23 protein-coding genes and 1 rRNA gene are annotated in these 24,168 nt (G+C 69.9%); 7 read left to right on the forward strand and 17 right to left on the reverse strand.

Translation table 11 applies throughout. The annotated features are described in order from the left end of the window. Positions 1–158, reverse strand: a 16S ribosomal RNA gene (locus ACIGEP_RS07585); the annotation flags it as partial. A gap of 541 nt (positions 159–699) precedes the next feature. Next, entirely contained in the window at positions 700–2,202 is a 1,503-nt protein-coding gene (gene guaB / locus ACIGEP_RS07590; RefSeq protein WP_396661033.1) for an IMP dehydrogenase, read from the reverse strand. A gap of 204 nt (positions 2,203–2,406) precedes the next feature. Here guaB and ACIGEP_RS07595 point away from each other — a divergent pair, with 204 nt between their 5' ends. Genes ACIGEP_RS07595 through ACIGEP_RS07610 form a run of 4 tightly spaced genes read left to right on the forward strand, consistent with a single transcriptional unit; the run spans position 2,407 to position 6,495 of the window. Beyond that, positions 2,407–3,726, forward strand: coding sequence for a branched-chain amino acid ABC transporter permease (locus ACIGEP_RS07595; protein WP_396661034.1), 1,320 nt, complete (start codon positions 2,407–2,409; stop codon positions 3,724–3,726). Positions 3,727–3,732: 6 nt separating this feature from the next. Continuing rightward, positions 3,733–4,713, forward strand: a complete 981-nt coding sequence (locus ACIGEP_RS07600) for a branched-chain amino acid ABC transporter permease (RefSeq protein ID WP_396661035.1) — start codon at positions 3,733–3,735, stop codon at positions 4,711–4,713. After that, positions 4,703–5,731: an ABC transporter ATP-binding protein gene (locus ACIGEP_RS07605; RefSeq protein WP_396661036.1), complete on the forward strand. Its 1,029-nt coding sequence runs from the start codon at positions 4,703–4,705 to the stop codon at positions 5,729–5,731. Before ACIGEP_RS07600 ends, ACIGEP_RS07605 begins: the two co-directional genes overlap by 11 nt. After that, complete coding sequence (locus tag ACIGEP_RS07610) at positions 5,728–6,495, forward strand: ABC transporter ATP-binding protein (protein WP_396661037.1); 768 nt, start codon at positions 5,728–5,730, stop codon at positions 6,493–6,495. Before ACIGEP_RS07605 ends, ACIGEP_RS07610 begins: the two co-directional genes overlap by 4 nt. 184 nt (positions 6,496–6,679) lie before the next feature. Here the strand turns inward: ACIGEP_RS07610 and ACIGEP_RS07615 are convergent, their stop codons facing one another. The 3 genes from ACIGEP_RS07615 to groES all read right to left on the reverse strand — a co-directional run bounded on the left by ACIGEP_RS07615 (position 6,680) and on the right by groES (position 9,570). After that, positions 6,680–8,038 carry an ABC transporter substrate-binding protein gene (locus ACIGEP_RS07615; RefSeq protein WP_396661038.1) on the reverse strand — a complete coding sequence of 453 codons (1,359 nt, stop codon included), beginning with the start codon at positions 8,036–8,038 and terminating at the stop codon, positions 6,680–6,682. Positions 8,039–8,193: 155 nt separating this feature from the next. Continuing rightward, a complete protein-coding gene (gene rarD, locus ACIGEP_RS07620) occupies positions 8,194–9,132 on the reverse strand; it encodes an EamA family transporter RarD (protein WP_396661039.1) in 939 nt (312 codons plus the stop codon). A gap of 141 nt (positions 9,133–9,273) precedes the next feature. Continuing rightward, a complete protein-coding gene (gene groES, locus ACIGEP_RS07625) occupies positions 9,274–9,570 on the reverse strand; it encodes a co-chaperone GroES (protein WP_017203655.1) in 297 nt (98 codons plus the stop codon). A gap of 151 nt (positions 9,571–9,721) precedes the next feature. Between groES and ACIGEP_RS07630 the strand changes: the two genes are divergently transcribed. Beyond that, positions 9,722–10,921 carry an SAM-dependent methyltransferase gene (locus ACIGEP_RS07630; RefSeq protein ID WP_396661040.1) on the forward strand — a complete coding sequence of 400 codons (1,200 nt, stop codon included), beginning with the start codon at positions 9,722–9,724 and terminating at the stop codon, positions 10,919–10,921. 1 nt (position 10,922) lies between these two features. Here ACIGEP_RS07630 and ACIGEP_RS07635 read toward each other — a convergent pair whose 3' ends face one another. The 8 genes from ACIGEP_RS07635 to ACIGEP_RS07670 form a co-directional block, all read right to left on the reverse strand. Then, on the reverse strand, positions 10,923–11,402 hold the full coding sequence (locus ACIGEP_RS07635) for a hypothetical protein (protein WP_396661041.1): 480 nt from the start codon (positions 11,400–11,402) through the stop codon (positions 10,923–10,925). After that, entirely contained in the window at positions 11,399–12,457 is a 1,059-nt protein-coding gene (tsaD, locus tag ACIGEP_RS07640; RefSeq protein ID WP_396661042.1) for a tRNA (adenosine(37)-N6)-threonylcarbamoyltransferase complex transferase subunit TsaD, read from the reverse strand. Before tsaD ends, ACIGEP_RS07635 begins: the two co-directional genes overlap by 4 nt. 1 nt (position 12,458) lies before the next feature. Then, on the reverse strand, positions 12,459–12,956 hold the full coding sequence (gene rimI, locus ACIGEP_RS07645) for a ribosomal protein S18-alanine N-acetyltransferase (protein WP_396661043.1): 498 nt from the start codon (positions 12,954–12,956) through the stop codon (positions 12,459–12,461). Then, on the reverse strand, positions 12,953–13,621 hold the full coding sequence (tsaB, locus tag ACIGEP_RS07650; protein ID WP_396661044.1) for a tRNA (adenosine(37)-N6)-threonylcarbamoyltransferase complex dimerization subunit type 1 TsaB: 669 nt from the start codon (positions 13,619–13,621) through the stop codon (positions 12,953–12,955). Before tsaB ends, rimI begins: the two co-directional genes overlap by 4 nt. Before the next feature lie 48 nt (positions 13,622–13,669). Then, entirely contained in the window at positions 13,670–14,173 is a 504-nt protein-coding gene (gene tsaE, locus ACIGEP_RS07655) for a tRNA (adenosine(37)-N6)-threonylcarbamoyltransferase complex ATPase subunit type 1 TsaE (protein WP_396661045.1), read from the reverse strand. Beyond that, complete coding sequence (alr, locus tag ACIGEP_RS07660; protein ID WP_396661046.1) at positions 14,170–15,294, reverse strand: alanine racemase; 1,125 nt, start codon at positions 15,292–15,294, stop codon at positions 14,170–14,172. The genes tsaE and alr overlap by 4 nt, the downstream gene beginning before the upstream one ends. Continuing rightward, complete coding sequence (locus tag ACIGEP_RS07665; RefSeq protein ID WP_396661047.1) at positions 15,291–15,647, reverse strand: holo-ACP synthase; 357 nt, start codon at positions 15,645–15,647, stop codon at positions 15,291–15,293. The genes alr and ACIGEP_RS07665 overlap by 4 nt, the downstream gene beginning before the upstream one ends. A gap of 87 nt (positions 15,648–15,734) precedes the next feature. After that, positions 15,735–16,322, reverse strand: a complete 588-nt coding sequence (locus ACIGEP_RS07670; protein WP_396661048.1) for a low molecular weight phosphatase family protein — start codon at positions 16,320–16,322, stop codon at positions 15,735–15,737. Positions 16,323–16,439: 117 nt separating this feature from the next. Between ACIGEP_RS07670 and ACIGEP_RS07675 the strand changes: the two genes are divergently transcribed. Then, the gene (locus ACIGEP_RS07675; RefSeq protein ID WP_396661049.1) at positions 16,440–17,243 is read left to right on the forward strand and encodes a lysostaphin resistance A-like protein; all 804 of its coding nucleotides are present in this window, start codon (positions 16,440–16,442) and stop codon (positions 17,241–17,243) included. Between the two features lie 28 nt (positions 17,244–17,271). Here the strand turns inward: ACIGEP_RS07675 and ACIGEP_RS07680 are convergent, their stop codons facing one another. From ACIGEP_RS07680 to ACIGEP_RS07695, 4 genes are all read right to left on the reverse strand, one after another. Further along, positions 17,272–18,582, reverse strand: coding sequence for a UDP-glucose dehydrogenase family protein (locus ACIGEP_RS07680; RefSeq protein WP_396661050.1), 1,311 nt, complete (start codon positions 18,580–18,582; stop codon positions 17,272–17,274). A gap of 108 nt (positions 18,583–18,690) precedes the next feature. Next, complete coding sequence (locus ACIGEP_RS07685) at positions 18,691–20,973, reverse strand: right-handed parallel beta-helix repeat-containing protein (RefSeq protein WP_396661051.1); 2,283 nt, start codon at positions 20,971–20,973, stop codon at positions 18,691–18,693. Further along, positions 20,970–22,214, reverse strand: coding sequence for a glycosyltransferase (locus ACIGEP_RS07690; RefSeq protein WP_396661052.1), 1,245 nt, complete (start codon positions 22,212–22,214; stop codon positions 20,970–20,972). The genes ACIGEP_RS07685 and ACIGEP_RS07690 overlap by 4 nt, the downstream gene beginning before the upstream one ends. Before the next feature lie 122 nt (positions 22,215–22,336). After that, a complete protein-coding gene (locus ACIGEP_RS07695; protein ID WP_396661053.1) occupies positions 22,337–23,329 on the reverse strand; it encodes a right-handed parallel beta-helix repeat-containing protein in 993 nt (330 codons plus the stop codon). A gap of 148 nt (positions 23,330–23,477) precedes the next feature. Between ACIGEP_RS07695 and ACIGEP_RS07700 the strand changes: the two genes are divergently transcribed. Further along, positions 23,478–24,167, forward strand: a complete 690-nt coding sequence (locus ACIGEP_RS07700; protein ID WP_396661054.1) for a hypothetical protein — start codon at positions 23,478–23,480, stop codon at positions 24,165–24,167. Position 24,168: the final 1 nt, after the last annotated feature.

Below are 24,168 nucleotides of genomic sequence, written 5' to 3' on the forward strand. Positions count from 1 at the left end.
GTTTCCAGCGCTTATCCCAGAGTCAGGGGCAGGTTGCTCACGTGTTACTCACCCGTTCGCCACTGATCCACAGAGCAAGCTCTGCTTCACCGTTCGACTTGCATGTGTTAAGCACGCCGCCAGCGTTCATCCTGAGCCAGGATCAAACTCTCCGTAAAAGAAAAATACTGACAACGACCGGAATAGGCCGAAGCAGCGAGTTTGAACTGACCAAAAAGATAAATCATTGCTGACTATCCATACGCCGACACCCGAAAGTGCCGGACTTTGATCCAAAGGAATCTCACCTCAGCCAAAGCTGAGATCGAGGTTATTTGGCATTTGACAAGTGCACGCTGTTGAGTTCTCAAGGATCGGATGCTCCCACACCACCCCCGCAAGGGCTTCGTAGTGAGGCAACTTCTCTACCTTAGGACGACGCTCTGAGACCGTCAAACCCGACACGCCGACGATCTCGAGAGACCGTGATGTTCGGATGACGGCGGAGAGCTCGTCCCGATGACCCGTCCTAGACCTGAGGTCAGACCCAATCGCAGAGCGACTGTTTCTTTTTGGAGGGGGTGGTTCGCCAGCTTGAGGGCGGCGGGCCTTTCGGCCTCTCGCTCTTCCCTGTGGGGCGAACAAGTAATAAGTTACGCGGGGTTCGGAGACTGGGCAAATCAGCCCCGCATCCCGGGCGTGTCGAGCCCGTGGACCCGTTCAGCGCTTGTAGTTCGGCGCCTCGACGACGATCTGCACGTCATGCGGGTGGGACTCCTTGAGGCCCGCCGAGGTGATGCGGACGAACTTGCCTCGCGACTTGAGTTCCTCGACCGTGCGGGCTCCGACATAGAACATCGACTGCCGGAGTCCGCCCACGAGCTGGTATGCGACGGCTGACACGGGGCCGCGGTAGGCGACCTGCCCCTCGATGCCTTCCGGGATCAGCTTGTCGTCGCTCGGCACATCGGCCTGGAAGTAGCGGTCCTTCGAGTACGAGGTCTTCTTGCCGCGCGTCTGCAAGGCGCCGAGGGAGCCCATCCCCCGGTAGAGCTTGAACTGCTTGCCGCCCTGGAAGACGACTTCACCGGGCGACTCGTCGGTACCGGCGAGGAGCGAGCCCAGCATGACGGTGTCGGCACCCGCAACGAGAGCCTTCGCGATGTCTCCGGAGTACTGCAGACCACCGTCCGCGATGATCGGAACGCCGGCCTCGCGCGCTGCGAGCGACGCCTCATAGATGGCGGTCACCTGCGGAACCCCCACTCCGGCCACCACGCGCGTCGTGCAGATCGATCCAGGACCGACTCCGACCTTGACCGCATCCACTCCGGCATCGATGAGGGCCTGCGCCCCTTCGCGGGTCGCGACGTTGCCGCCGATCACATCGATGTGTGCGAAGGAGGCGTCCGCCTTGATCCGCTTGACCATATCGATGACGCCGGCGGACTGACCGTTGGCGGTGTCGACGACGATGACGTCCACACCCGCATCCCGCAGCGCTTCGGCGCGCTCCCACGCGTCGCCGAAGAAACCGATCGCCGCGCCCACACGGAGCCGGCCCTGATCGTCCTTCGTAGCGAGGGGGTACTTCTCGCTCTTGTCGAAATCCTTGATGGTGATGAGGCCGGCGAGCTTGCCTTCGTCGTCGATGAGCGGCAGCTTCTCGACGCGGTGATGCGCGAACAGGGCGATGACCTCGTTGGCGCCGATGCCGACCTTGCCGGTCACCAGGTTCTCGCTCGTCATGACGTCGCGGACCTTGGTCGTCTGGCGCTCGAAGCCCGAGACGAACCGCATGTCGCGGTTCGTGACGATACCCACGAGCTTGCCGTCCTCATCGATGACGGGAAGACCGGAGATGCGGTACTGACCGCACAGGTTGTCGACTTCTTCGATCGTCGCGTCGGGTGTCGTCGTGATCGGGTCGGTGATCATGCCCGACTCGCTGCGCTTGACGCGATCCACCATGGCCGCCTGGTCGGCGATCGACAGGTTGCGGTGGATGATGCCGATGCCGCCCTCGCGGGCGATGGCGATCGCCAGCCGCGATTCGGTGACGGTGTCCATCGCCGCAGAGAGAAGAGGAGTCGCGACGGTGATGCGTCGCGTGACCCGGGACGAGGTGTCGGCCTCGGACGGGATGACGTCCGTGTGGCCGGGCAACAGCAGGACGTCGTCGTACGTCAGTCCCACGAATCCGAACGGGTCGTTGTGCTCCATGTGCTCTCCTGCGTCGAACGGCTTGTCTGAATTCTAAGGCGCGGAACGCTCCTTTCATTCCCGAGACCTGGGATCTGGCCAGACCGCGGGGTGTCGATGGTTGCGGCAGGGAAACACAGCGGCAACAATCGCTGGATACGGTCGTGTGGCGCCGGGGGCACCCGTACCTCTGCGCGCTGACCATGCTTCAACCAGGAGGTGTCGGTGACGACCACCCGCTCTGTGCGCGCCCGCAATCGATGGCGACGCGTACTCGTAGCCCTTACCGCCGGAGTCTTCTCCGGCGCTCTGCTGTTCGGCCTCGCGAATCCCGCGGTCGCCGGCACGCAGGACCCCGAGGACTTCCCGTTCGCCGTACAGGGCAACGTGCGGGTGGCCGGTGACCCCGTCGAGGGCGCCACCGTCGTCGTCTCGGGCGGTGAGTACACCGGAGAGGCCCAGACCGCGGCCAACGGCTCGTGGCGGGTACCCGTCCCCACGAAGGACGTGCCGTACACGGTCGAGCTGGTCGAGGACTCCCTCCCCGACGGCGTGACCGCGCCCGACGGTTTCCAGTTCACTCAGGAGGTGGAGTTCGGGGCCACGAGCAACGTGACCCGGAACTTCACGCTGGGAGCGGCGGAACGGACGACGACGTCCTTCGTCGACCAGTTCCTCTCCCGCGCGGTGAACGGTCTGAACTTCGGCCTCATGCTGGCCCTCGCGGCGATCGGCGCCTCCCTCGTGTTCGGCACGACGGGCCTGTCGAACTTCGCCCACGGTGAGATGGTGACCTTCGGCGCACTGGCAGCGCTCTTCCTCTCGGTCGGACTCGATGTCCCGATCTGGGTCGCGATCCCGCTGGCGGTGATCGTCTCGGGGCTGTTCGGATTCGGAATGGATGCCGGCCTCTGGCGACCCCTTCGCCGGAAGGGCATCGGCACGGTCCAGCTCATGATCGTGTCCATCGGTCTCTCGCTTGCGCTGCGTTACGTCTTCCAGATGTTCATCGGCGGCGGCACCGTCACCCTCCCCGGCGGGGAGACCTCGGTGATCGCGGGCCTCGGACCCGTCCGTCTGACGGTCACCGACGTCGTGAGCATGGGCGTCTCGATCGTCGTGATCATCGCCTTCGCGTTCTGGCTGATGCGCACACGCATCGGTCGCGCGACGCGGGCCGTCTCGGACAACCCGTCGCTCGCGGCCGCCAGCGGCATCGATGTGGATGCCGTCGTCCGCATCGTCTGGATCATGGCCGCAGCTCTTGCAGGCCTGTCGGGCGTCCTCTGGGCGTACTTCCGCCCCGGCATCAAGTGGGACATGGGCACCAGCATCCTGCTGCTCGTCTTCGCGGCCATCACGCTCGGCGGTCTCGGAACCGCCTTCGGCGCCCTCGTGGGCGCGATCATCGTGGGCCTGCTCGTCGAGGTGTCGACGCTGTGGATCCCCTCGGACCTCAAGTACGTCGGCGCGCTCGTCGTGCTGATCGTCATCCTCCTGTTCCGTCCGCAGGGTCTCCTCGGACGCCGCGAGCGAATCGGATAACCGCGCATGGACATCCTGCAGATCCTCAACAACACCGCCGCGCAGATCCTTTCGCCGGTCACGCTCGGATTCGTCCTGGCCGCCATCGGGCTCTCGGTGCACTTCGGCTTCGCCGGCCTGCTCAACATGGGTGTCGCCGGCTTCATGGCCATCGGCGCCTACGGCTTCGCGATCTCGACGCTGACCTTCAACCTGCCTTGGTTCGTCGCCGCCCTCGTCGGACTCGTCGGCGCGGTGCTCTTCTCCGTCGTGATGGGCATCCCGACGCTGCGGCTTCGCGGCGACTACCTGGCGATCGTCACCATCGCAGCGGCGGAGATCGTCCGCCTGCTGTTCCTCACCGCCTCGTTCCGCGAGGTGACCGGCTCCGCCGACGGACTGTCGGGGTTCCAGGGGAGCTTCCGCTCCTTCAACCCGCTTCCCCCCGGGCGCTACGGCTTCGGGCCGTGGACGTACCAGTCCGACCAGTGGTGGGTCATCATCGTCGGCGTCATCACCATCTCGATCGTCGTCCTCTTCGTGTGGCTGCTCATGCGCAGCCCGTGGGGCCGCGTCATCCGCGGCATCCGCGAGGACGAGGACGCCGTCCGCTCGCTCGGTAAGAACGTCTTCGCGTTCAAGATGCAGGCGCTCATCGTGGGCGGCGTCATCATCGCCGCCGGCGGCATCCTGACGGCCATGGGGACCAACGTGAACCCGAACGTGTACGTCACGTCGCAGACCTTCTACGTGTGGACCGCTCTGCTGCTCGGTGGCGCGGCGACCATCTTCGGCCCGGTGCTCGGCGCCGTGCTGTTCTGGGTGGTCCGCGCATTCCTGTCCAACCTGCTCCCGGCCCTGTCGCAGATCGGCGTCCTGCCGTTCCTGTCGTCGGAACAGAGCCAGATGCTCGTGTTCGTCCTGGTGGGTGTCGCTCTCATGCTGCTGGTCATCTTCCGGCCGCAGGGCATCCTCGGAAGCAAGAAGGAGCTGACCTTTGTCCGCTGACGTCGCGCCCCCCGCTCCCCGGCCCAAGGCCACCGGCCTGCACAAGGGCGAGATCCGCCCCGGTGTCGAGAAGGTCGACCCGATCATCGTCGCCGACGGGGTCAAGCGTGTCTTCGGCGGTCTCACCGCCGTCGACGTCGACCACCTCGAGATCCCGCGGAACGCCATCACGGCGCTCATCGGCCCCAACGGTGCCGGCAAGACCACGCTGTTCAACCTCCTGACCGGCTTCGACAAGCCCAACGAGGGCACCTGGTCGTTCGACGGCCAGAACCTCGCCGGCATCCCGGCCTTCAAGGCGGCCCGGATGGGCCAGGTGCGCACCTTCCAGCTCACGAAGTCGCTGGGCCTGCTCACGGTGCTCGAGAACATGAAGCTCGGCGCGCCCGGTCAGGGCGGCGAGAGCATCTGGCGCGGCATCCTCCCCTTCCTCTGGCGCAAGCAGGAGACCGTCATCGAGGAGAAGGCCCGAGGCCTGCTGCAGCGCTTCAAGCTCGACGCCAAGGAGAAGGACTTCGCGGCCTCGCTGTCCGGCGGCCAGCGCAAACTGCTCGAGATGGCACGAGCGCTCATGAGCGACCCGACCCTCGTCATGCTGGACGAGCCCATGGCCGGCGTGAACCCGGCACTGACGCAGTCGCTGCTGGACCACATCCTCGACCTGAAGGACCTCGGCATGACGGTGCTGTTCGTCGAGCACGACATGCACATGGTCCGCCACATCGCCGACTGGGTCGTCGTCATGGCCGAGGGCAAGGTCGTCGCCGAAGGTCCGCCCGACACCGTCATGAAGGAGCAGGCCGTCATCGACGCCTACCTCGGCGCCCACCAGGACGTCGACCTCGGCGTGGTCACCGGCCGCTACGAAGGCGAACTGACCGCTGAGGCACAGGAGCTGGTCGAGGAGCAGCACAAGCTGCAGGACGCCGTCGAGGCGGATGCCACGACCCACGCTGCGGAGGACTCCACGGCACCCGGTACCCCGGGCTCCACGCCCGGAACGGAGGACAAGAAGTGAGCGACACCGCCGCATCCCCCGCGGGCTCCACCGCGACCGCACCCGCACAGAACGTCGTCGAACTCCGCGATGTGCACGCCGGCTACCTGCCCGGTGTCAACATCCTCAACGGCGCGAACCTCACGGCCGCCAAGGGTGAGCTCATCGGCATCATCGGCCCCAACGGCGCCGGCAAGTCCACGATGCTGAAGGCGATCTTCGGGCAGGTCAAGGTCCGCTCCGGTCAGGTCGTGCTGAACGGCGAGGAGATCACGGGCCTGCGGGCCAACAAGCTCGTCGCCAAGGGCGTCGGCTTCGTGCCGCAGACGAACAACGTGTTCCCGAGCCTGTCGATCGCGGAGAATCTGCAGATGGGCGCCTATCAACGGCCGAAGGTCGTCTCGGAGCGCATCGAGTTCGTGACCTCGATCTTCCCCGACCTCGCGAAGCGCCTGCAGCAGCGGGCGGGTTCGCTCTCGGGCGGCGAGCGGCAGATGGTCGCCATGGGCCGCGCGCTCATGATGGACCCCTACGTGCTGCTGCTGGACGAGCCGTCGGCCGGACTCTCGCCGTCCCGCCAGGATGAGGCGTTCCTGCGGGTCTCGGAGATCAACAAGGCCGGCGTCACCACGATCATGGTCGAGCAGAACGCGCGTCGATGCCTGCAGATCTGCGACCGCGGCTACGTCCTCGATCAGGGCCGCGACGCGTACACCGGCACCGGTCGCGAACTGCTCAACGACCCGAAGGTGATCGGCCTGTACCTGGGCACGCTGGGCACCTGACCCACGAACCGTACGACGCCGCCCCCGGTCCTCAGGATCGGGGGCGTCGTCTTTCACGCGCGCAGCGGATGCGGGGATGCGGGGCGTACGAGTTTGCTGTGCCCGGCTTTGCCCTGCGAAGCGATGCCGGGCCATATGAGAGCGGCCCCGGTCCGAAGACCGGGGCCGCACCTGGGATCGTCGATCAGCCGATGCTGAGGAACGAGTTGTTGTTGTCCGCGTCGTACTGGAAGATGCCGATCGTCGCCTCGGTCGGGTCGCCGACCTCGTTGAACTTGATCGCACCCGAGACGCCGTCGTAGTCCGCGACCTCACCCGAGATGATGATGTCCGCGCACTCCTCGTACGTCGTGCACTTCGTGCCGCCGTTGGTGCCCGACACGTTCTGCAGGTGCGCAGCCACGTCGGGGCCTTCCGCCGAGCCGGCCTCGAGCGCCGCGAGCGCGAGCAGGATGACCGCGTCGTAGGACTCCGGAGCGTAGGTGAAGTCGGCGAGCTCGGGGTTACCCTCGCCCGTCCAGAACGACTGCAGCGTGTCACGGAACGCCGTGATGCTGTCGGGGTCGACGGCCGGGTAGGTGCCCTTGGCGCCTTCCATGGTGCCCTCGGGGAACTCGTCACCGAAGTTGGCCAGGTTGCCGTCCACGAGGTACATCTTGTCCGACGGGAAGTCGGCACCGACGAGCTCGGGGATGATCGTCTTGACCTCTTCGAACGTGATCAGCGCGATCGCGTCGGGGTCAGCGGCCAGCACGTCCTCTACCTGGGCCGAGAAGTTCGTGTCGCCCGTGTTGTACAGGGCGGCCGAGACGACCTCACCACCGGCGCTCTCGAACGCCGCCTTGGTGAAGCAGGCGAGGCCCGTGCCGTACGAGTCGTTGAGGATGATCAGGCCGAGGGTCTCGGCGCCGTCGTTCGCGATCAGGTTGCCGAGCACCTCGCCCTGCAGGGTGTCGGACGGAGCCGTGCGCCAGTAGAGACCGTTGTCCTCGTAGCCGGTGAAGGCCGCGGACGTGTTGGCCGGCGAGAACTGGATGGCGTCGGCCGCGATGACCTGGTCGATGAACTGCAGCGACGTACCGGACGATGCGGCACCGATGATCGCGGTCGCGCCGGCGTTCAGCAGGCGGGGGATCTCGGTCTCGTACGCCTTGTTGTCGGTGTCGCCGGAGTCGCCCTGCTCGAGGTTGATCGTCACACCCTTGGCGGCTTCGTTCACATCGGCTGCGGCGAGCTCGGTGCCGGCGATCTCGGGCGGGCCGAGGAAGGCGAGGTTACCGGTGACGGGGAGGGCCGTTCCGATCGTGTACTCGAGGTCGGTGGCCGGACCCTCGGAGGTCGAGGTGTACTCCGGGGTGTACGAAGCCGGTTCGGCCTCGTCGCAGTTGACCGGGAAGTCGAAACCGGCGGGCTCTTCGGAAGCGCCGCCGGAGGCAGTGGGGGTCGAGGAACCGGCGCAGCCGGCCAGGACCATTGCGCTCGCACCGATCAGGGCGATGGCGCCCATGACCTTTGCGGAACGCGAACGGGAGAGAACGCTCATTGTGCTCCTTGCTGTGGTGACACGGGTCAGTTCGGGACCAGCCCGGTGTGTTCAACCTAGCGGCGCGCTCGTCTCCTCAATGTTGCCGTTCGTTAACGATGTGTAACGAGGTGGGCACGCTCCCATAATGGCCGCGAAAAGCGGCATCGGTCAGCTCAGACCGGGTCGGGGACGACCGTCTGCGCCCCCGTCCGGCTGCGTCGTGAGGACACGAGGGAGTCCACCGTGAAGACCGCCACGGCGACCCAGACGAGGCCGAACCCGATCCATCGCTCGAACGGCATGGGCTCCCCCAGGATCAGGACACCGGTGAGGAACTGCATGATCGGGGCGACGAACTGAAGGATGCCGACGACGGTGAGCGAGGTGCGTCGAGCGCCGGCGGAGAAGAAGAGGAGAGGGATCGCGGTGACGGCACCGGCCAGCAGGAGCAGCACCGTGTGCCCGGTGCCTTCCCGGCCCATCGTCAGGCCGGAGGTGACGCCGACCAGGACGAGCTGGAGGACGGCGATCGGCACGAGCCAGAGGGATTCGAGCGTGAGGCCGCTCACGGCATCCACTGACTGGCCGATCTTCTTCTTGACGAGTCCGTAGGTCGCGAAGCTCGCCGCAAGGGCCAGGGCGATCCACGGCACGCGCCCGACGGCGACGATGATCACGATGACGGCCGCCCCGGCGATACCGACGGCGACCCACTGCGCGGTGCGCAGGCGTTCCTTGAGCACGATGACGCCGAGCAGGACGGTCGCGATCGGGTTGATGAAGTAGCCGAGGCTCGTCTCGACGACGTGACCCGTGAGGGTGCCGATGAGGAAGACCTGCCAGTTGACGTAGATGAGCAGGCCCGCCAGCACGGTCCAGAGCATCAGACGGCGATCGCGCAGGATGACCCGCATCCGACCCCATCCGCGCGTGATCGCCAGCAGCGCGACGCAGAAGACCAGGCTCAACAGGATGCGCCAGCCGACGACCTCCCAGGGCGTCGTCGGCGCGAGGCTGACGAAGTACAGCGGCAGGAAGCCCCACAGCACGTAAGCCGAGAAGACGAAGATCGCGCCCAGGGACTTCTCGCGCGCGGCCTGCTCGGGTGTCATGAGCACAAGCCTACGACGGTCATGACAGCGCACACATCCCGCGGACTGCCGACCGCCGTGCGGATCCTGCCATCGGCATGGCGGACAACGAGAGAGGGCCCGGATGCCGACGCATCCGGGCCCTCTGCTGATCGCTGGGCGTCAGCGGACGACGACCGCCAGGACGTCGCGAGCCGACAGGACGAGGAACTCGTCAGCGCCGAACTTCACCTCGGTGCCGCCGTACTTGCTGTACAGGACGCGGTCGCCGACGGCGACATCGAGCGGAACGCGGTTGCCGTTGTCATCGATGCGGCCGGGGCCGACGGCCACGACCTCGCCCTCCTGGGGCTTCTCCTTGGCGGTGTCAGGGATGACCAGGCCACTCGCGGTGGTCTGCTCGGCCTCGACCTGCTTGATGACGATGCGGTCTTCGAGCGGCTTGATGGAAACCGACACGGTCTACCTCTTTCTTGCTGGTGGGGTCCTGCGACAAGACTCATCAGCACTCGCCTTGCGAGAGTGCTAACGAAAGTCTAGAGCGCGGTTGGCACTCATGCAACGCGAGTGCCAACAGGATGACGGATGCCGCGGCGCCTAGGCTTGCGGAATGGAACAGGCCGAACTCACCGCCCTCCTGACACCCCAGGGACTGCGGCTGATCGACGAGGTCGGGCCCCTGCCATCCACCTCCGAGGTCGCCTCCGCCGTTTCGCGCCTGCGCGCCGCCGGCCACTCCCCCGACCTGGTGTCCGCCGTCGTCGGACAAGCCCACCTGCGCGTGCGGGCGGAGGCGAAGTTCGGTCCCTTCGCCGACCGGATGCTCTTCACCCGCGCGGGGCTCGAGCAGGCGACGCGTCTCGAGATCGCCGCCCGCCACGCCGGTCGGTTCCGCGATGCCGGGATCGCCCGCGTCGCCGACCTCGGCTGCGGAATCGGCGGCGACGCGCTCGGCCTCGCCGGCATCGGACTCGATGTGCTCGCCGTCGACGCGGACGAGACCACCGCCGCGCTCGCCGCGTACAACCTCGCGCCCTTCGGCGACGCCGTCACGGTGCGGCACGGTCGCGCCGAGGACACGGACCTCGACGGTTGGGACGCGGTGTGGCTGGACCCCGCCCGCCGGACGGCGGGTCACAGCGAAACCAGCCGCACCCGCCCCGAGGACTGGTCGCCGTCGCTCGACTGGGCCTTCGCCCTCGCGGAGCGGATGCCGGTGGGCATCAAGCTCGGACCGGGGCTGGACCGGGGCCTCATCCCCGACGACGTCGAGGCGCAGTGGATCAGCGTCGACGGGTCGACCGTCGAGCTCGTGCTGTGGTCGCGGGCGCTGCGGCGCCCGGGCGCGACCCGTTCCGCCCTCGTGCTCCGGGGCGGTGCCGCGGCCGAACTCACCGCCGCGGCCGATGCCCCCGACGAGCCCGTCCGGGAGCTCGGCACGTTCGTGCACGAACCCGAGGGCGCCGTCATCCGTGCGCGCCTGATCGGCGAGGTCGCGCGCGAGCTGCAGGCGGGGATGGTGGCCGACGGCATCGCCTACCTGACCTCGGATGCCGCGCTGACGAACCCCTTCGTGCAATCGTTCCGCGTGCGGGAGGTGCTGCCGATGAAGGTCCCGGCGATCAACGCGGCCCTGCAGGCGAGCGGGATCGGCACGATCGAGATCAAGAAGCGGGGTGTCGACGTCGACCCCGCGCAGTTCCGGCGCAAGCTCGCGCTGCGCGGCGACGCATCCGCGACGCTCATCCTGACGCGTGTGGGCGAGGGTCGCGGCGCGAAGCGGGTCGCGGTCCTCGCCGACCGGGTGTGACCTAGCCCGCGAGGCCGCCCTGCATGGCCGCCCACCACAGCCACCCGGCGCTGTAGACCAACGATCCGAGGCTGAGCCCGAGTCCCCACAGCGCCGTCTCGCGCTTCTCCCACGGGCGCCGGAGAGCGAGGACCGCCAGCACGACACCGATAAGACCGACCGGGAAGCCCCAGCCGACGAAGCACGCCAGTACGAGCGCCAGCGACCCGAACAGCAGCGACCACCCGGCGCTGCGCGGCAGCGCGGGCGCCGGCGGGATCCAGCGGATATCGGGAGAGGCGACCTCGGCGGGGTCCGGGTGCACCGCGAGCGGCGGCGCCACCGGGAGGGGCTGCGTCAGCTCCCGACGGAACCCGCCGCGGTGCGCGCCCGGGAGGACCGAATCGGTCGGCGCGAGCACGACGTCGGAGGATGCCGGTTCGACGGCGGCGGGCTGATCCGCAGCGGGCGCGGCGGGCGGCGGCATCCGCTCGTCGGTCATGACGCCGGCTCCACCTGGATGGTCGTGACGGGGAGGGTCGAGTCCGCACCGAAGGCGTGGGTAGAGGCGGGGCGACCGCTCATGATGAGCTCGGACGCGAGCGCCGCAATCATCGCCCCGTTGTCGGTGCACAGCGACAGCGGCGGGATGCGGACGCTGACCCCGGCGGCCTGCGCGCGCTCGAGCGCGACGTCGCGGAGGCGCTTGTTGGCGATCACGCCGCCGCCCAGCAGAAGCCGGGGCACATCGTGACGCGCGCACGCGTCGAGGGCCTTGGTCACGAGCACGTCGACGACGGCTTCACGGAAGGATGCCGCCACGTCGGGCACCGACACGGGTTCCCCGGCCGCCTCGCGCTGCTCGACCCACCGCGCGACGGCGGTCTTCAGGCCGGAGAAGGAGAAGTCGTAGCGGTGCGCGGCCATGTCGGACGCGCGCGACATCCCGCGCGGGAACCGGATCGCCTGCGGGTCGCCCGACGCGGCCGCCCGGTCGATCTCGGGGCCGCCCGGGTAGGGCAGACCGAGGATCCGGGCGATCTTGTCGAAGGCTTCGCCGGCGGCGTCGTCCATGGTCTCACCGAGCAGCTCGACGTCCGAGACGAGGTCGCGCACGAGGAGCAGGGACGTGTGCCCGCCGCTCACGAGCAGCGCGACGGTCGGGTACTCGACCTCGTCACCGGTGAGGATGTCGGCGGCGATGTGACCCACGAGGTGGTTGACGGCGTAGAGCGGCGTGTCGAGGCTGACCGCCAGCGCCTTCGCTGCGCCCACGCCGACCATGAGTGCCCCGGCGAGTCCCGGACCGCTCGTGACCGCCACGGCGTCGAGGTCAGTGAGGTCTACCTGCGCCTCGGCGAGCGCCGCCTCGATCGCCGGCTGCAGCGCCTCGAGGTGGGCTCGGGCAGCGACCTCAGGGACGACTCCCCCGTAGCGGGCGTGCTCGTCCATGGAGCTCGCGATCGTGTTCGACAACAGCGTTCGGCCGCGGACGATCCCGATGCCGGTCTCGTCGCAGCTCGTCTCGATGCCGAGGACCAACGGCTCCCGCGTCATGTCAGCACCATCCTTCGGCGGCGGTCGGTGCCGTGGTGTGCCGGGCTTCCCAGGCGACGAGGTTCAGCTGCATGACGATCGCGTCGACGTCGTCGGGCTGGTAGTACCGCGGTCGGCGACCCACCTCGGCGAATCCCTCGGAGAGGTACAGGTCGGCCGCTCCCGGATTGTCGGCCCGCACCTCGAGGAACACCTCGCGCGCGCCGCGCGAGCGGGCGGTGGCGAGCAGTTCGCGCAGCAGCGCGCGTCCGCGGCCGTGACCGCGCGCGTCGGCGGCGATGGCGATCGTCTGGATGTCGGCATCCGCTGCGCCCTGCACGGCCCGGACACCGCCATAGCCGACCAGGCGCCCAGCCTCGACGTCGACGACGTACCGGCCGTGCGGGGAGGCGAGCTCCCCCGCCATGAGTGCCTCGCTCCACGCATCCGTGGGGAAGGACGCACGCTCGAGGCGCATGATGTCGTCGAGATCGGCGACGGTCGCGGTGCGGAGGGTCACGAGCCGACCTTCTTCCGCGCACCGGGGAGCGTCACGTCGGGCGCCCGCAGGTAGAGGGGCTCGCCGAGGGACTCGACCCGGTCCGCCGCGACCGCGCGCGCCGCCGCGAGCGCCACCATGGCGCCGGGGATCGCCGTCACGTCGCGGCGGTCGACACGGTGCCCCGCGAGAGCGTCGTCGATGCCGTCGCGAGGGACGAGTGTCGCCTCGGTCACCCGCCGCGGGAGTCCGTCGTCGTCGACGCCGTCGTAGACGGTGTACGCGAACTCGCGCCGGCGCGCGTCGGTGACGACCGCGAACGGCGGGACGTCCGCGAACGGGTCCGCCAGCAGGATCGCCAGAGCCGCCGCGTCGTGGCTGCGCACCGGGACGACCGGGATGCCGCGGCCCAGCGCGAACGCCCGTGCCGCCGCGATGCCGACCCGGAGCCCCGTGAACGGGCCGGGGCCCATCCCCGCGGCGACGTGGGTCAGGGCGACGGGCTCCGGGACGCCGGTCGCGCCGATCGGGCCGTGCGCGGCATCCGCCATCACCTGCTGGAGCAGGGAGCCGATGATCTCGGCGTGGCCGAGCGGGTCCGCGCTGGCGACCTCGGCGCGCACCGCACCGTCGGCATCGGTCACGGCGACGGCCGTGCCGAGGGACGTGTCGATGCCGAGGATCACAGCATCAAGGGTATCCGGGCAGACGGATGCCGCGATGCGGCCGCAGGCTCACGGATGACGCGTGACGGTGACGATGCGCGGGGCGGCGTCTTCGAGCTCGGCTGCGTAGGGGCCGGTCGTGCCGCAGGCGTTGTCGACACCGGTGCCGCTCCAGCCGCGCTCGATCTCGAGTTCCCACCACGAGTCGACGAGTCCGTCGACCATGCCACGGCCCCACTCGACGATGGTGACCGAACGGTCGGGGTCGAGCCCCAGGTCGTCGAGCTCGGCCGGGGAACCCAGCCGATAGGCGTCGACGTGGACGAGCGGCGGACCGTCGACCTCGGACGGGTGGGTGCGTGCGATCACGAAGGTGGGGCTCTGCACGGGTCCGCGGACCCCCAGGCCCTCGCCGATGCCCCGGGTCAGGGTCGTCTTGCCGGCGCCGAGAGGACCGGTGAGGACGAGCAGGTCGCCGGGCCCCAACACCGCGCCGAGCTCTCGCCCGAGCTGCTCCATGTCATCGGGGGAGGCGATCTCGCGTCGTCCCTCGAACTGCTCCATCCCGCTCATGACCGCACCTCCCGTCGCGGTACGCGCGGACCGATGCGCGTGACGATCTCGTAGTTGATGGTGCCGGCGGCCTCGGCCCAGTCGGTCGCGGCGGGGACGCCCGTCGTCGGGTCACCGAACAGGACCGCCTCATCGCCGACGGCCACCGGAACGTCGCCGACATCGACGACGAACTGGTCCATCGCAATACGTCCGGCGACGCGGAACGTGCGCCCGCCGATCGAGACGGGGCCGGCACCGGAGGCCGCGCGGGGGACCCCGTCGGCGTATCCCATCGAGATCAGCGCGAGTGTCGACTCGCTCGTCGTGCGGTGCAGGTAGCCGTAGGAGACTCCCTGCCCGGCGGGCACGCGGCGTACCGCGGCGACGGCCGCGCGCAACGTCATCGCCGGACGCAGGCCCAGGTCGGCCGACGACCGGTCGTCGAAGGGCGAGAGGCCGTAGATCGCGACCCCGAGCCGGACGCAGCCGAGCCGCGCCTCGGGCAGCGAGAGCGCGGCATGGGATGCCGCGATGTGCCGCAGCGTCGGCCGCAGCCCGGCGGCCCCGGCGGCGGCCTGCGCGACCGTGAAGCGCGACAGGGCGGTGCGGTCGTCGTCCGCCGACGTGTTCGACAGGTGACTGAAGATGCCGACGACGCGGATCGCGCCCTGCCGCTCGAACTCCGCCGCCTCGGCGAACACCGTGCCGTAGTCGGCCGGCGCGATCCCGTTGCGACCGAGCCCCGTCTCGACCTTGAGCTGCACGGTGACGGGCCGTTCCGGCGACCCGGCCGCTGCGGCCGCGCGCAGCTGATCCAGGCTCGACACCCCCAGCTCGATGTACGCCGCGGCTGCCTGTGCGAAATCCGCACCCGGAGCGTGCAACCACGCCAGCACCGGGGCGTCGATGCCCCCGGCGCGCAGCTCGAGCGCTTCGCCCACGTCGGCGACGGCGAGGCGCGCCGCGCCGCCGGCGAGCGCGGCACGGCCGGAGCGGACGGCGCCGTGGCCGTACCCGTTGGCCTTCACGACGGCGATCACCTCGGAGTCCGTGACCCGCGCGAGGTGCCGCACGTTGTGCTCGATCGCGCCGACGTCGATGACCGCTTCGCGCGCGACGCCCTCCGGCATCCGGGTCATGCGACGGCCTCGGCGACGACGTAGGCCGTCGCGAGTCCCGCGTCGTGCGAGAGCGACAGGTGCACGGCGGTGATCCCGCGGCCGGCGACGGTCGCGGCGGTCTCTCCGGAGAGGGCGAAGACGGGGCGCCCCGACGGTTCGGAGGCCACCTCGATGTCGGTCCAGTGCACGCCGTCCGACCCGCCGAGCGCCTTGATGAGCGCCTCCTTCGCCGCGTACCGGGCGGCGAGGGAGTGCGGTTTGAGGCTCTGCTCGGCGGTCGTGAACAGACGCTGCATGAGCTTCGGGGTGCGGGCGATGGACTGCTCGAACCGCGGGATGTCGACGAGGTCGACACCGATGCCGATGATCATGACCCCTCCCCCCTGGCCGCGTCTGCGGCATCAGATCAGGATATCCGGGGTGCGCGGGAGGACGGTCGCGCGGCGCGGCCGGAACGCTCAGCCGACGGCGAGGCGGACGACGCGCTCGACGGCGTCCAGACCGGGCGAGAGCTGTGCGTCGGAGCGTGCGTAGGTCTCGCGGGAGCGGCCGTACGGGTCGACGACGTCGTCGTCGGCGGGGTCGGCGGGCGGCAGCACGAGCCCCCGCTGCCCGGCGAGGACGGCGAGCGCGCCGCGCAGACGGTCCCGCGGCTCCGCGCCGACGGCGCCCGCCCGCAGCGCCTCGTCGGGGGTCGCCGCGGCGAGGCGCTCGAACTCCCGGATCGTGAACGTGGTCCGCAGGTGGCCGGGGGCGAGCTCGACCACTGCGCGCCGGTGGTCGCGATCCATGGCGAGCACGAGGTCGGGTCCGCGCAGGATCGCCTCGGTCAGGTACCGCGACCCGTGCGCCGCGATCCGGTCGGCGGCCACGCCGCGCGCAGCGGCGAGCTCGGCGGCTTCGACCGGCATCCGGACACCCTCTCGGGCTCGGATGCCCGCGCTCGTCGCGACGACACCGAGGTCCGCGAGGCGCTGCTCCAGCACGAGGGCGGCCAGCGGCGAGCGGCAGATGTTGCCCGTGCAGACGGTGAGGATGTGGATCACGGGGAGCCCTTCGAGACGGATGCCGCGGCTCGCCCTGCACCGATGTCACCGCCTCGGTGCTCGGCGGGACGGTGGCGCGGGGGCGGGACGCGGACGGGCACCCGATACGGTAGGCCCGTGCAGGATCAGCTTAGCGACGGCCCCTCGTCCCCCGCGGTCGATGCGGAGACCCCGCTCGCCGAGCCCGAAGGCGAGAAGCCCCGGCGTCGCGGGCGCCGCCGGAAGCGCACCGACTGGCGTCTGGGCGGTACGGGTGTGCGGCCGTGGAACGGCAGCCTGCTGCTCATCGCGCTGATCAGCTTGGGCGCCGCGATCTTCGCGGGGTCCCTGGTGCAGCTGCTCTGGAGGTCGCCCTCGGCGCCCCTGGTCTCGACGGCGATCCTGTGGGTCGGGATGATCGTCCCGGTGGTGGTCGCCTTCCGCCGCGGGCGCCCCTCCGGGTTGCTCCGCTTCCGCAGCGCCGACCTGATCTGGGGTCTCGCGCTCGGTCTCGGGCTGCGGGTGATGGAGGGATGGGTGACGGATGCCGCATCCCGCCCGTTCCCGACGACGAACGTGACCTCGACCTGGCTATGGGCCGGAGCCCTCCCGGCGGGGCTCGTCGGCCCCGTGATCGAGGAGTTCTTCTTCCGCACCGTCGTCCTCGTGGCGATGTACGGGCTGCTGCGGCGCACCGCGGGACGCCTGGCGGCGGCCGTCGCCGCGGTGCTGGTCTCGACGGCGACGTTCATCCTCATCCACGTCGTCGACGGATCACTGCCGCTGGGAGAGTCGCTCTCGGTGGGCGCCGTAGGCCTCGTGTGCGCGACCCTGGTCATCCTGACCGGCCGGATCTGGGGCGCCGTGCTCGCGCACATCGTCTACAACACGGTGATGCTGCTCCTGATGGCCGCGGGCGCGGCCGTCTCCGGCGGGCAGTGACACCACCCGCCGGAGCGATCCGCTTGGGTCAGGGGCGACCCATGCCGAAGTAGGTCCAGCCCGCGGCGCGCCAGGCGGCGGGGTGGAGGGCGTTGCGCCCGTCGACGACGACGCGACCGGCGGCCAGGGATGCCGCGTGCTCGGGCGCGAGCTCACGACGGTACTCGTCCCACTCGGTGACCAGGATGACGGCGTCCGCGCCGGTCAACGCCTCGTCGCGGTCGGCGACGTACGTGAGCTGCGGGTGCTGGCGACGCGCGTTCTCGATCGCCTCGGGGTCGGTGAGGGTGACGCTGGCGCCGAGTCCGTGCAGGCGGACGGCGACATCGAGTCCGGGAGAGTCGCGGATGTCGTCGGAGTGCGGCTTGAAAGCGGCGCCGAGCACCGTGACCTTCTTGCCGTAGAGCTCGCCGCCGAGGCCCTCCACCACGAGCTGGACGGCGCGCTCGCGGCGGCGCATGTTGATCTCGTCCACTTCGCGCAGGAACGCGACCGACTCGCCGCGTCCGAGCTCCTCGGCACGGGCGGAGAAGGCGCGGATGTCCTTCGGGAGGCATCCACCGCCGAAGCCGATGCCGGCGCCGAGGAAGCGGCGGCCGATACGGGCGTCGTGGCCGATCGCGTCGGCGAGCATCGTGACGTCGGCGCCGGCGACCTCGGCGATCTCGGCCATCGCGTTGATGAAGCTGATCTTGGTGGCGAGGAACGCGTTCGCCGACACCTTGACGAGCTCGGCGGTGGCGTAGTCGGTGACGATGAAGGGCGTGCCCTTCGCGATCGACGGGTGGTAGACCTCGCGCAGCACCTGCGTGGCACGCTCGCCCTCGTCACCGGCGGGTACTCCCGCGACGAGGCGGTCGGGGTCGACGGTGTCCTGGACGGCGAAGCCTTCGCGGAGGAACTCGGGGTTCCACACGAGGGTGGCGCCCGTCTCGCTGACGCGGGGGGCGAGGGATGCGGCGGTGCCGACGGGAACGGTGGACTTGCCCGCGACGATGTCACCCTCGGACAGGTGCGGCAGCAGCGCGTCGACGGCGGCGTTGACGTAGGTGAGGTCTGCGGCGTAGCCGCCCTTGACCTGCGGCGTGCCGACACCGACGAAGTGGACCTTCGCACCGGCGGCGGCGGCGAAGTCGGTCGAGAACGACAGTCGTCCCGAGGCGATGCCCTCGGCGAGGATCTCGGACAGGCCGGGCTCGAAGAAGGGCGCCTCGCCGGCGGCGAGCGACGCGATCTTGCGCTCGTCGACGTCGATACCGACCACCTCGTGGCCGATCGAGGCCATGGCGGCGGCGTGCACGGCGCCCAGGTAGCCGCATCCGATGACAGAAAGTCGCATTGAGAAGTCCCTCCACAACGGCACCGTGTCGTCGGCGCCCCGGTCGTGTCTACCAGATTCCGATGACGGTCATTTGTCGCGGGTGTGTCATCCGGCATCGCGATCGTGTCAGCGCAAGCGGGCCGTCGCGCGTGCAGGCGGCGCGGCCAGCGTCTCTTCGACCCAGCTCTCCAGACGCCAGGCCGGGACTCGGAAGAGCCGCGCGACATCGAAGACCGGATACCCCGCTTCGAGCACGGCAGCGACGGCGAACTGCTGGGGCGAGGTGAAGGCCTGGGCGGGCAGGACCTCGCGGAGATCGCGCAGCGACCTCGGAGTCGCGGCTCGGTGGCCACGGTGCGGCGGGTCGGGCCATTCTGAGACCGGGACGCCGTTGATCGTGATGGGAGCGCCGATCTCGGCGGGGCCGCCGCCGACGAGGGGCTCCCGATCGGCCGGGTGCGCCCGAGGGGACGGCGACGCCGAGTCCGGATGCACGGCGGGCGGGGCCGCGCCCGCGACGCCGACGAGAGCCGGTTCCGGTGCCGCCTCGGCGACGGAGGCGCCGGCATCGGGCCCGTAGAGCTCGATCTGCCGGCGGCCGTACTGGACGATCGCGTCCTCGAGCAGTCGGCGCAGTTCCGTGCGTCGGCGTCGCCGCACGATCGCGAACGGAAGACCCACGGCCGGGATCAGGAGCACGAGCAGCCAGAGCCATCCCATGGGGTGGTGATCCAGCCAGAGCAGCAGGGCCGGGCGGTAGCTCCACGCCGCCGTATCGACGAAACGCTGCGTGACGCTCGCGCCATCCTCGGCGCGCACCGGCGTCTCGCCGAGCCCGCGGATCCGGTTGGCGCTGAGGACGATGTGCGCGTCGTCGCTCACCGACACCCCCTGGCCTTCGCCGACGGTGATGGTGTTGCCGCGGAGTTCGACGCGCGCGCCGCGGAGCTCGACGCCGGTGGCGGGGCCCTTCATCCGCGAGGTCGTCACCGTCGCGTCCCCGACGTCCCCTTCGACGCGCAGCGGGATGCCGCCGGTCGAGACCAGCGTCGAGTCGGTGACCTCCACCGTGTGGGCGGGACCGATGATGCGCAGCCCGCCGGCCACGCCGTTGGTGGTCAGGTCCTCCACGGTGACGCCGTTGCCACCGTCGATGAGGACTCCCCCGGTGCGGTTGTCGAGTGCGGTGACGCCCTCGAGGAGGAAGTCCGCCATGACGTAGGTGGTCGCTCCCCCGGCGTTGGGTCCGGTCGCACGAGGCCCGCCCGCGATCCGGACGCCCACCCCGTCGGAGTGGCTGACGGTGGTGTCGACGATCGCGACGCGAGACGCTCCGCGATTGACCACGATGCCGTCGCCGCCCGTGCCGGTCAGCACGGCATCCTGGATGCGGACGCCGCGGGATGCCCCCGTGACGTTGATCCCGGATACGACGGGCGCCTCCACGGTGACCCCGGTGACGGTCGAATCCGCGACCTCCGAAAGGTACAGGCCGAAGGCCAGCCGACGATGAGTGGTGTCGGTGAGGACCGCCTTCGCGAGTCCCGGGTCTGTCGCTGTGACGGAGACTCCCCCGGTACGGCCGCTCCAGAATCCGAGGTCGGAGAAGTCGGTGTGCGAGGCCTCGAGGACGCCGTTGCGCACCATGAGGTAGCCGCGTCCGTCGCTGAGGTCCCCATCGGGCGCGTCCGCCGCCGAGTCCCAGGATGTGATGACGAGCGGCTTCTTCTCCGCCCCGTTCAGCGTGATGTTCCCACCCCAGCCGACGAGCTCCGTGTATCCGACGGTGTGACTCAGGAAGCGGATCGTGGTCCCGGGGGCGTCGATGCGCAGTGTCGCGCCGGAGCGGACGATGACCGACTTCGTGAGGTCGTACGTGTTCTTCGCGCTGAGGCGCAAGGCACGCCGGTCGACGAGGTCCGCGATGCCGTAGGGCTCGGCTCGTGCCGAGAGCACGACGACGCCCATCTTCGCCAGGAGGGGGTCGTCCCACGCCATCCTCGACACCAAGGTCAGCGCTGCATCATCGACGGCGGCGATCGTCTCGCCTTCTGTCACCTGGACCCGTTCGGTGAGATCCTCGCCCCAGGTCTTCCCGCCCGCCGCCGAGGTCGGTGTCGGTGTCGCGGTAGGCATGAGTCCGAGCTGATCCAACAGCTCCTTCGTGAGCGAGTCCGTCGGCGTCGGCGCGGGCGACGCCGACGCGCTGGGCGTCGGGGCACCGGCATCCGCTCCCGATTCGGACCACGGCAGCGGGACGCGGCCGACGAGGTTCGACGCGACGACGATCCCGACGGCGAGCGCGACGGTCAGCAGCACCATGACCGTGCGGGTGACGGCGGTACGGCGCAGGGAGGTCTCGCCGCGTTCCTCGGCGGAGATGGCAGGGGGCTGCTCGGGGGTCGTCACGAGGCTGCCACCGTCTCCGCATCGTGCGCGCCGGAGAGGCTCGCCTCGGTCTGGCCTTCGCCGCCGCGCGTGGTGGCCGAGCGGGTCAGCCATCCCTGCTTGTTCATCGTGAACAGCGCGAACGTCTTGATCGGCAGCGCGACGAGGATGATCATCGCGGTCACGAGTGGCAGGAGGACGATGTCCTCCGGCCGGCGCCAGAGGTGGGAGAACCCGCGGATGCCGCGACCGACGACTGTCCAGATGACGGCGACCAGCAGGGCGGGGACCGGGTGCTCGGAGCGCACGGACAGGACGACGTAGGCGAGCGCCGTGAACATCGTCACCGGCGTGAAGAGGATCTGCATCATCGCGATCTGCGAGATCAGCGGCACCTTGAAGACCCACCCCTTGCCGATCGCGGTCAGGTAGCAGCGGTAGGAGTTGCGGCTCCACCGCACCCGCTGCTTCACGAAGGCGCGGAAGGTACCCGGGAACATGGAGAGAGCGCGCGCACTGTCCTGATGCGTCACGCGGAACCCCTGAGAGAGGACGAGCCACGTCATCCGCCCGTCGTCACCGGCGACGCACTGGCGCCCGAAGAACATCTCGCGTTCGAGCTTCTCGACCTGCGGCACGATGACGCTCGTCCGGTAGGCCGCCGTGCGCCCCGAGGCGCAGATGACGCCGCCGAAACGCCCCATCGCGGGTGCGTAGTCGGTGTAGCGGAGGTCGATGATCCAGTCGGCGACGCGCCGCCACACGCTGCTGCGCGGGCGGTACACGTTCTGGCGGGTGGAGACGGCGCCGACGGATGGGTCGATGAACGGCATCTGCACGGCGTCGTGCAGTCCCTCCTCCCACGATGTGTCGGAGTCGGCGAAGATCACGAGCTCGGTGTCGACCATCCGCATCCCGTGGCCGAGTGCGGATCGCTTGCCATGATGCTCGAACATGACGACCTCGACGGTCGGATACGCCAGGGCTTCGATGCGCTCCTGGGCTTCGGTGTCCTCCGTGTCGAGCACGATGATGATGCGCGTGGGTCCCTGCGCGACCCACGTGCCCAGGCACCGCACGAGGACGTCCGGATCCTCACGGAACGACGGCACCACGACGGTCGTCGTCGTCCGGAAGTCGTTGACGACCGGCCGCGCGGTCGCCGACAGGACCTTGCGGATCGCCCAGTAGCCCCACGACACCACGCCGAAGATCCCGAAGGGCAGCACCCACCACACGTACGACACCCACTCGGCAGGCATGACCGTCCCCCAGTACGGCTCCACCGCTTGGGGTCGACGAAGCCTCGACCGCCTTTCGGGTCGGCGGTCGGATGCCGCACAGCGTAGCGGTTACGCGCGGCGCTGCGCGAGAGATGACGCGATCAGGGCGTGCAGGCGAGGCTCGCACGCACCTCGGCGCCGCTGGCCGTGCGGTTGTCGCAGCGGATGACGCTGCCCTGCGTCCGAGCCGCCCCGGCGACATCGATCGCGTAGGCGTCGATGGCCGCGTCGATGGTGTTGCCCTCGATCACGGCGCGCCCTCCCCACCCGTCGGCCACCTGCTGCACCTCGATGCCGATGCCCGCCGAGGTCACCCGGTTGCCGGCGATCCGCCAGTCGTTGCCTTTCACGTCCACGGCCGAGTCGACCACGGCGACATCCGAGAGGGTCAGGGTGTTCGCCTCGGCGACCCCGCCCGAGCTGCCCTCCTTGATGTCGATCGCCTCGGCCGTCGTGTCCGAGACGGTGTTGCCGACCAGACGATTGCGGTCGCTGCGGTCCGGCTCGCAGCCGGTGTAGCGACACCAGTTCGACTCCGCCGACCCGACGTAGATGCCCTCGCCGTACTCGGCGGTGACGATGCCGGTGCGGCGCACGCTCGAGTTCGAGACGGTGCTGTCCGTGGTGCCGGACCGCAGGTGGATGCCCTCTTCGCCGATGTCCTCGACGACGAGACGGTCGAAGACGATGTCGGATGCCGCATCCGCGACGATCCCCTTCGACGCGCCCGTGATCGCGAAGCCCGCGATGCGCCAGTGCGCGGCGCCGTCGACGTGCAGGGCGTAGCCCGTCGTCGCGTCCCCTCCGTCGATGCGCGCCTGCGCCGATCCGCAGAGGACGATGGGCGCTGCGTCCGAACCGGAGGCGCTGACGACGAGCCGGCCCGCGTACGTGGTGTCGGCCAGGCGCAACACGTCTCCCGGAGCGGCCGCGTCGACGGCTCGCTGGAGGTCCTCGATCGACGAGCCCACCACGCGCGCACCGGTCGGGCAGGACGGCGCCGACACGGGTGCGGCCGGGGGTACGCAACCCGCCGCACCCGTGAGAACCAACAGCGTCGCGGCGAGGGCGAGGGGGATGTGTCGTGCGCGCACTGCCTCATCCCGTCGCGGGGCGCGCGACCGGCGCCCGTCTCGGCAAGTGTAAAGGGGTGACGCGCCCGGCCCGGATCGCTATCCTGGGCGCCAACAACGCACCATCACTCCGAGTTCTGACATCACCTCACCCGAAGAGGACGTCACGATGAGCACCTCCGCAGAGGGCGCCCCGGAGGCCGGATCGACCCAGCCCCCGCACACCGGCGTGCCCGAATTCACGCCCGACGACCGTGTCGCCCCCGAGGACCAGTCCCTCCTCTGGCCGGACGCGCACCTGCTGGCCGCGCCGCCGCCGGGCTACCAGCCGCTCGAGATGCCGGCGGCGTGGGAGCCCGAAGCGCAGCCCGCCCCGGCACCCGGCTACCCGCCGCAGGCGGCCGGACCGCCGCCGGCCGCAGCGGCGCAGCCCGTCGCTCCCTCGATCGGGGCGACACCGGTGGCGCCGCCGGCGTCGCAGCCGTGGCCGTACGCGCCCTTCGCACCGTCTGGCCAACAGCCGCCGGCGCCCGAGCCTGCACCGCCGCCCGCGACCGGGCCGGTACCGGGTTACGTCATCTCCGTGCCCTACGAAGGCTCACCCGCTCCGGCCGCGCCCACCGCGCCGAAGCCCCCCGCGCGTCCGGCGACGCCGCGGAGCTTCCGCGACCTGCGCTACGGTCCGCTCGCGGGGCGGGATTTCGGCTCGATGCAGGAGTTCGCGGTCGCGGCCGTCCTCGAGGCAGGCTACGCCGAGGAGGACGTCGCTCGGTTGTTCCGGTTCGCGCCGTGGCAGCTGCGCGCTTGGGTCGACGAAGCGCGGAACGCCTCGTTCGGGCCGGGCGGTGGCCCGGGCTGAT

This window comes from Microbacterium sp. NPDC077663 (assembly GCF_044542795.1).
In the GTDB taxonomy this organism is placed as follows: domain Bacteria; phylum Actinomycetota; class Actinomycetes; order Actinomycetales; family Microbacteriaceae; genus Microbacterium.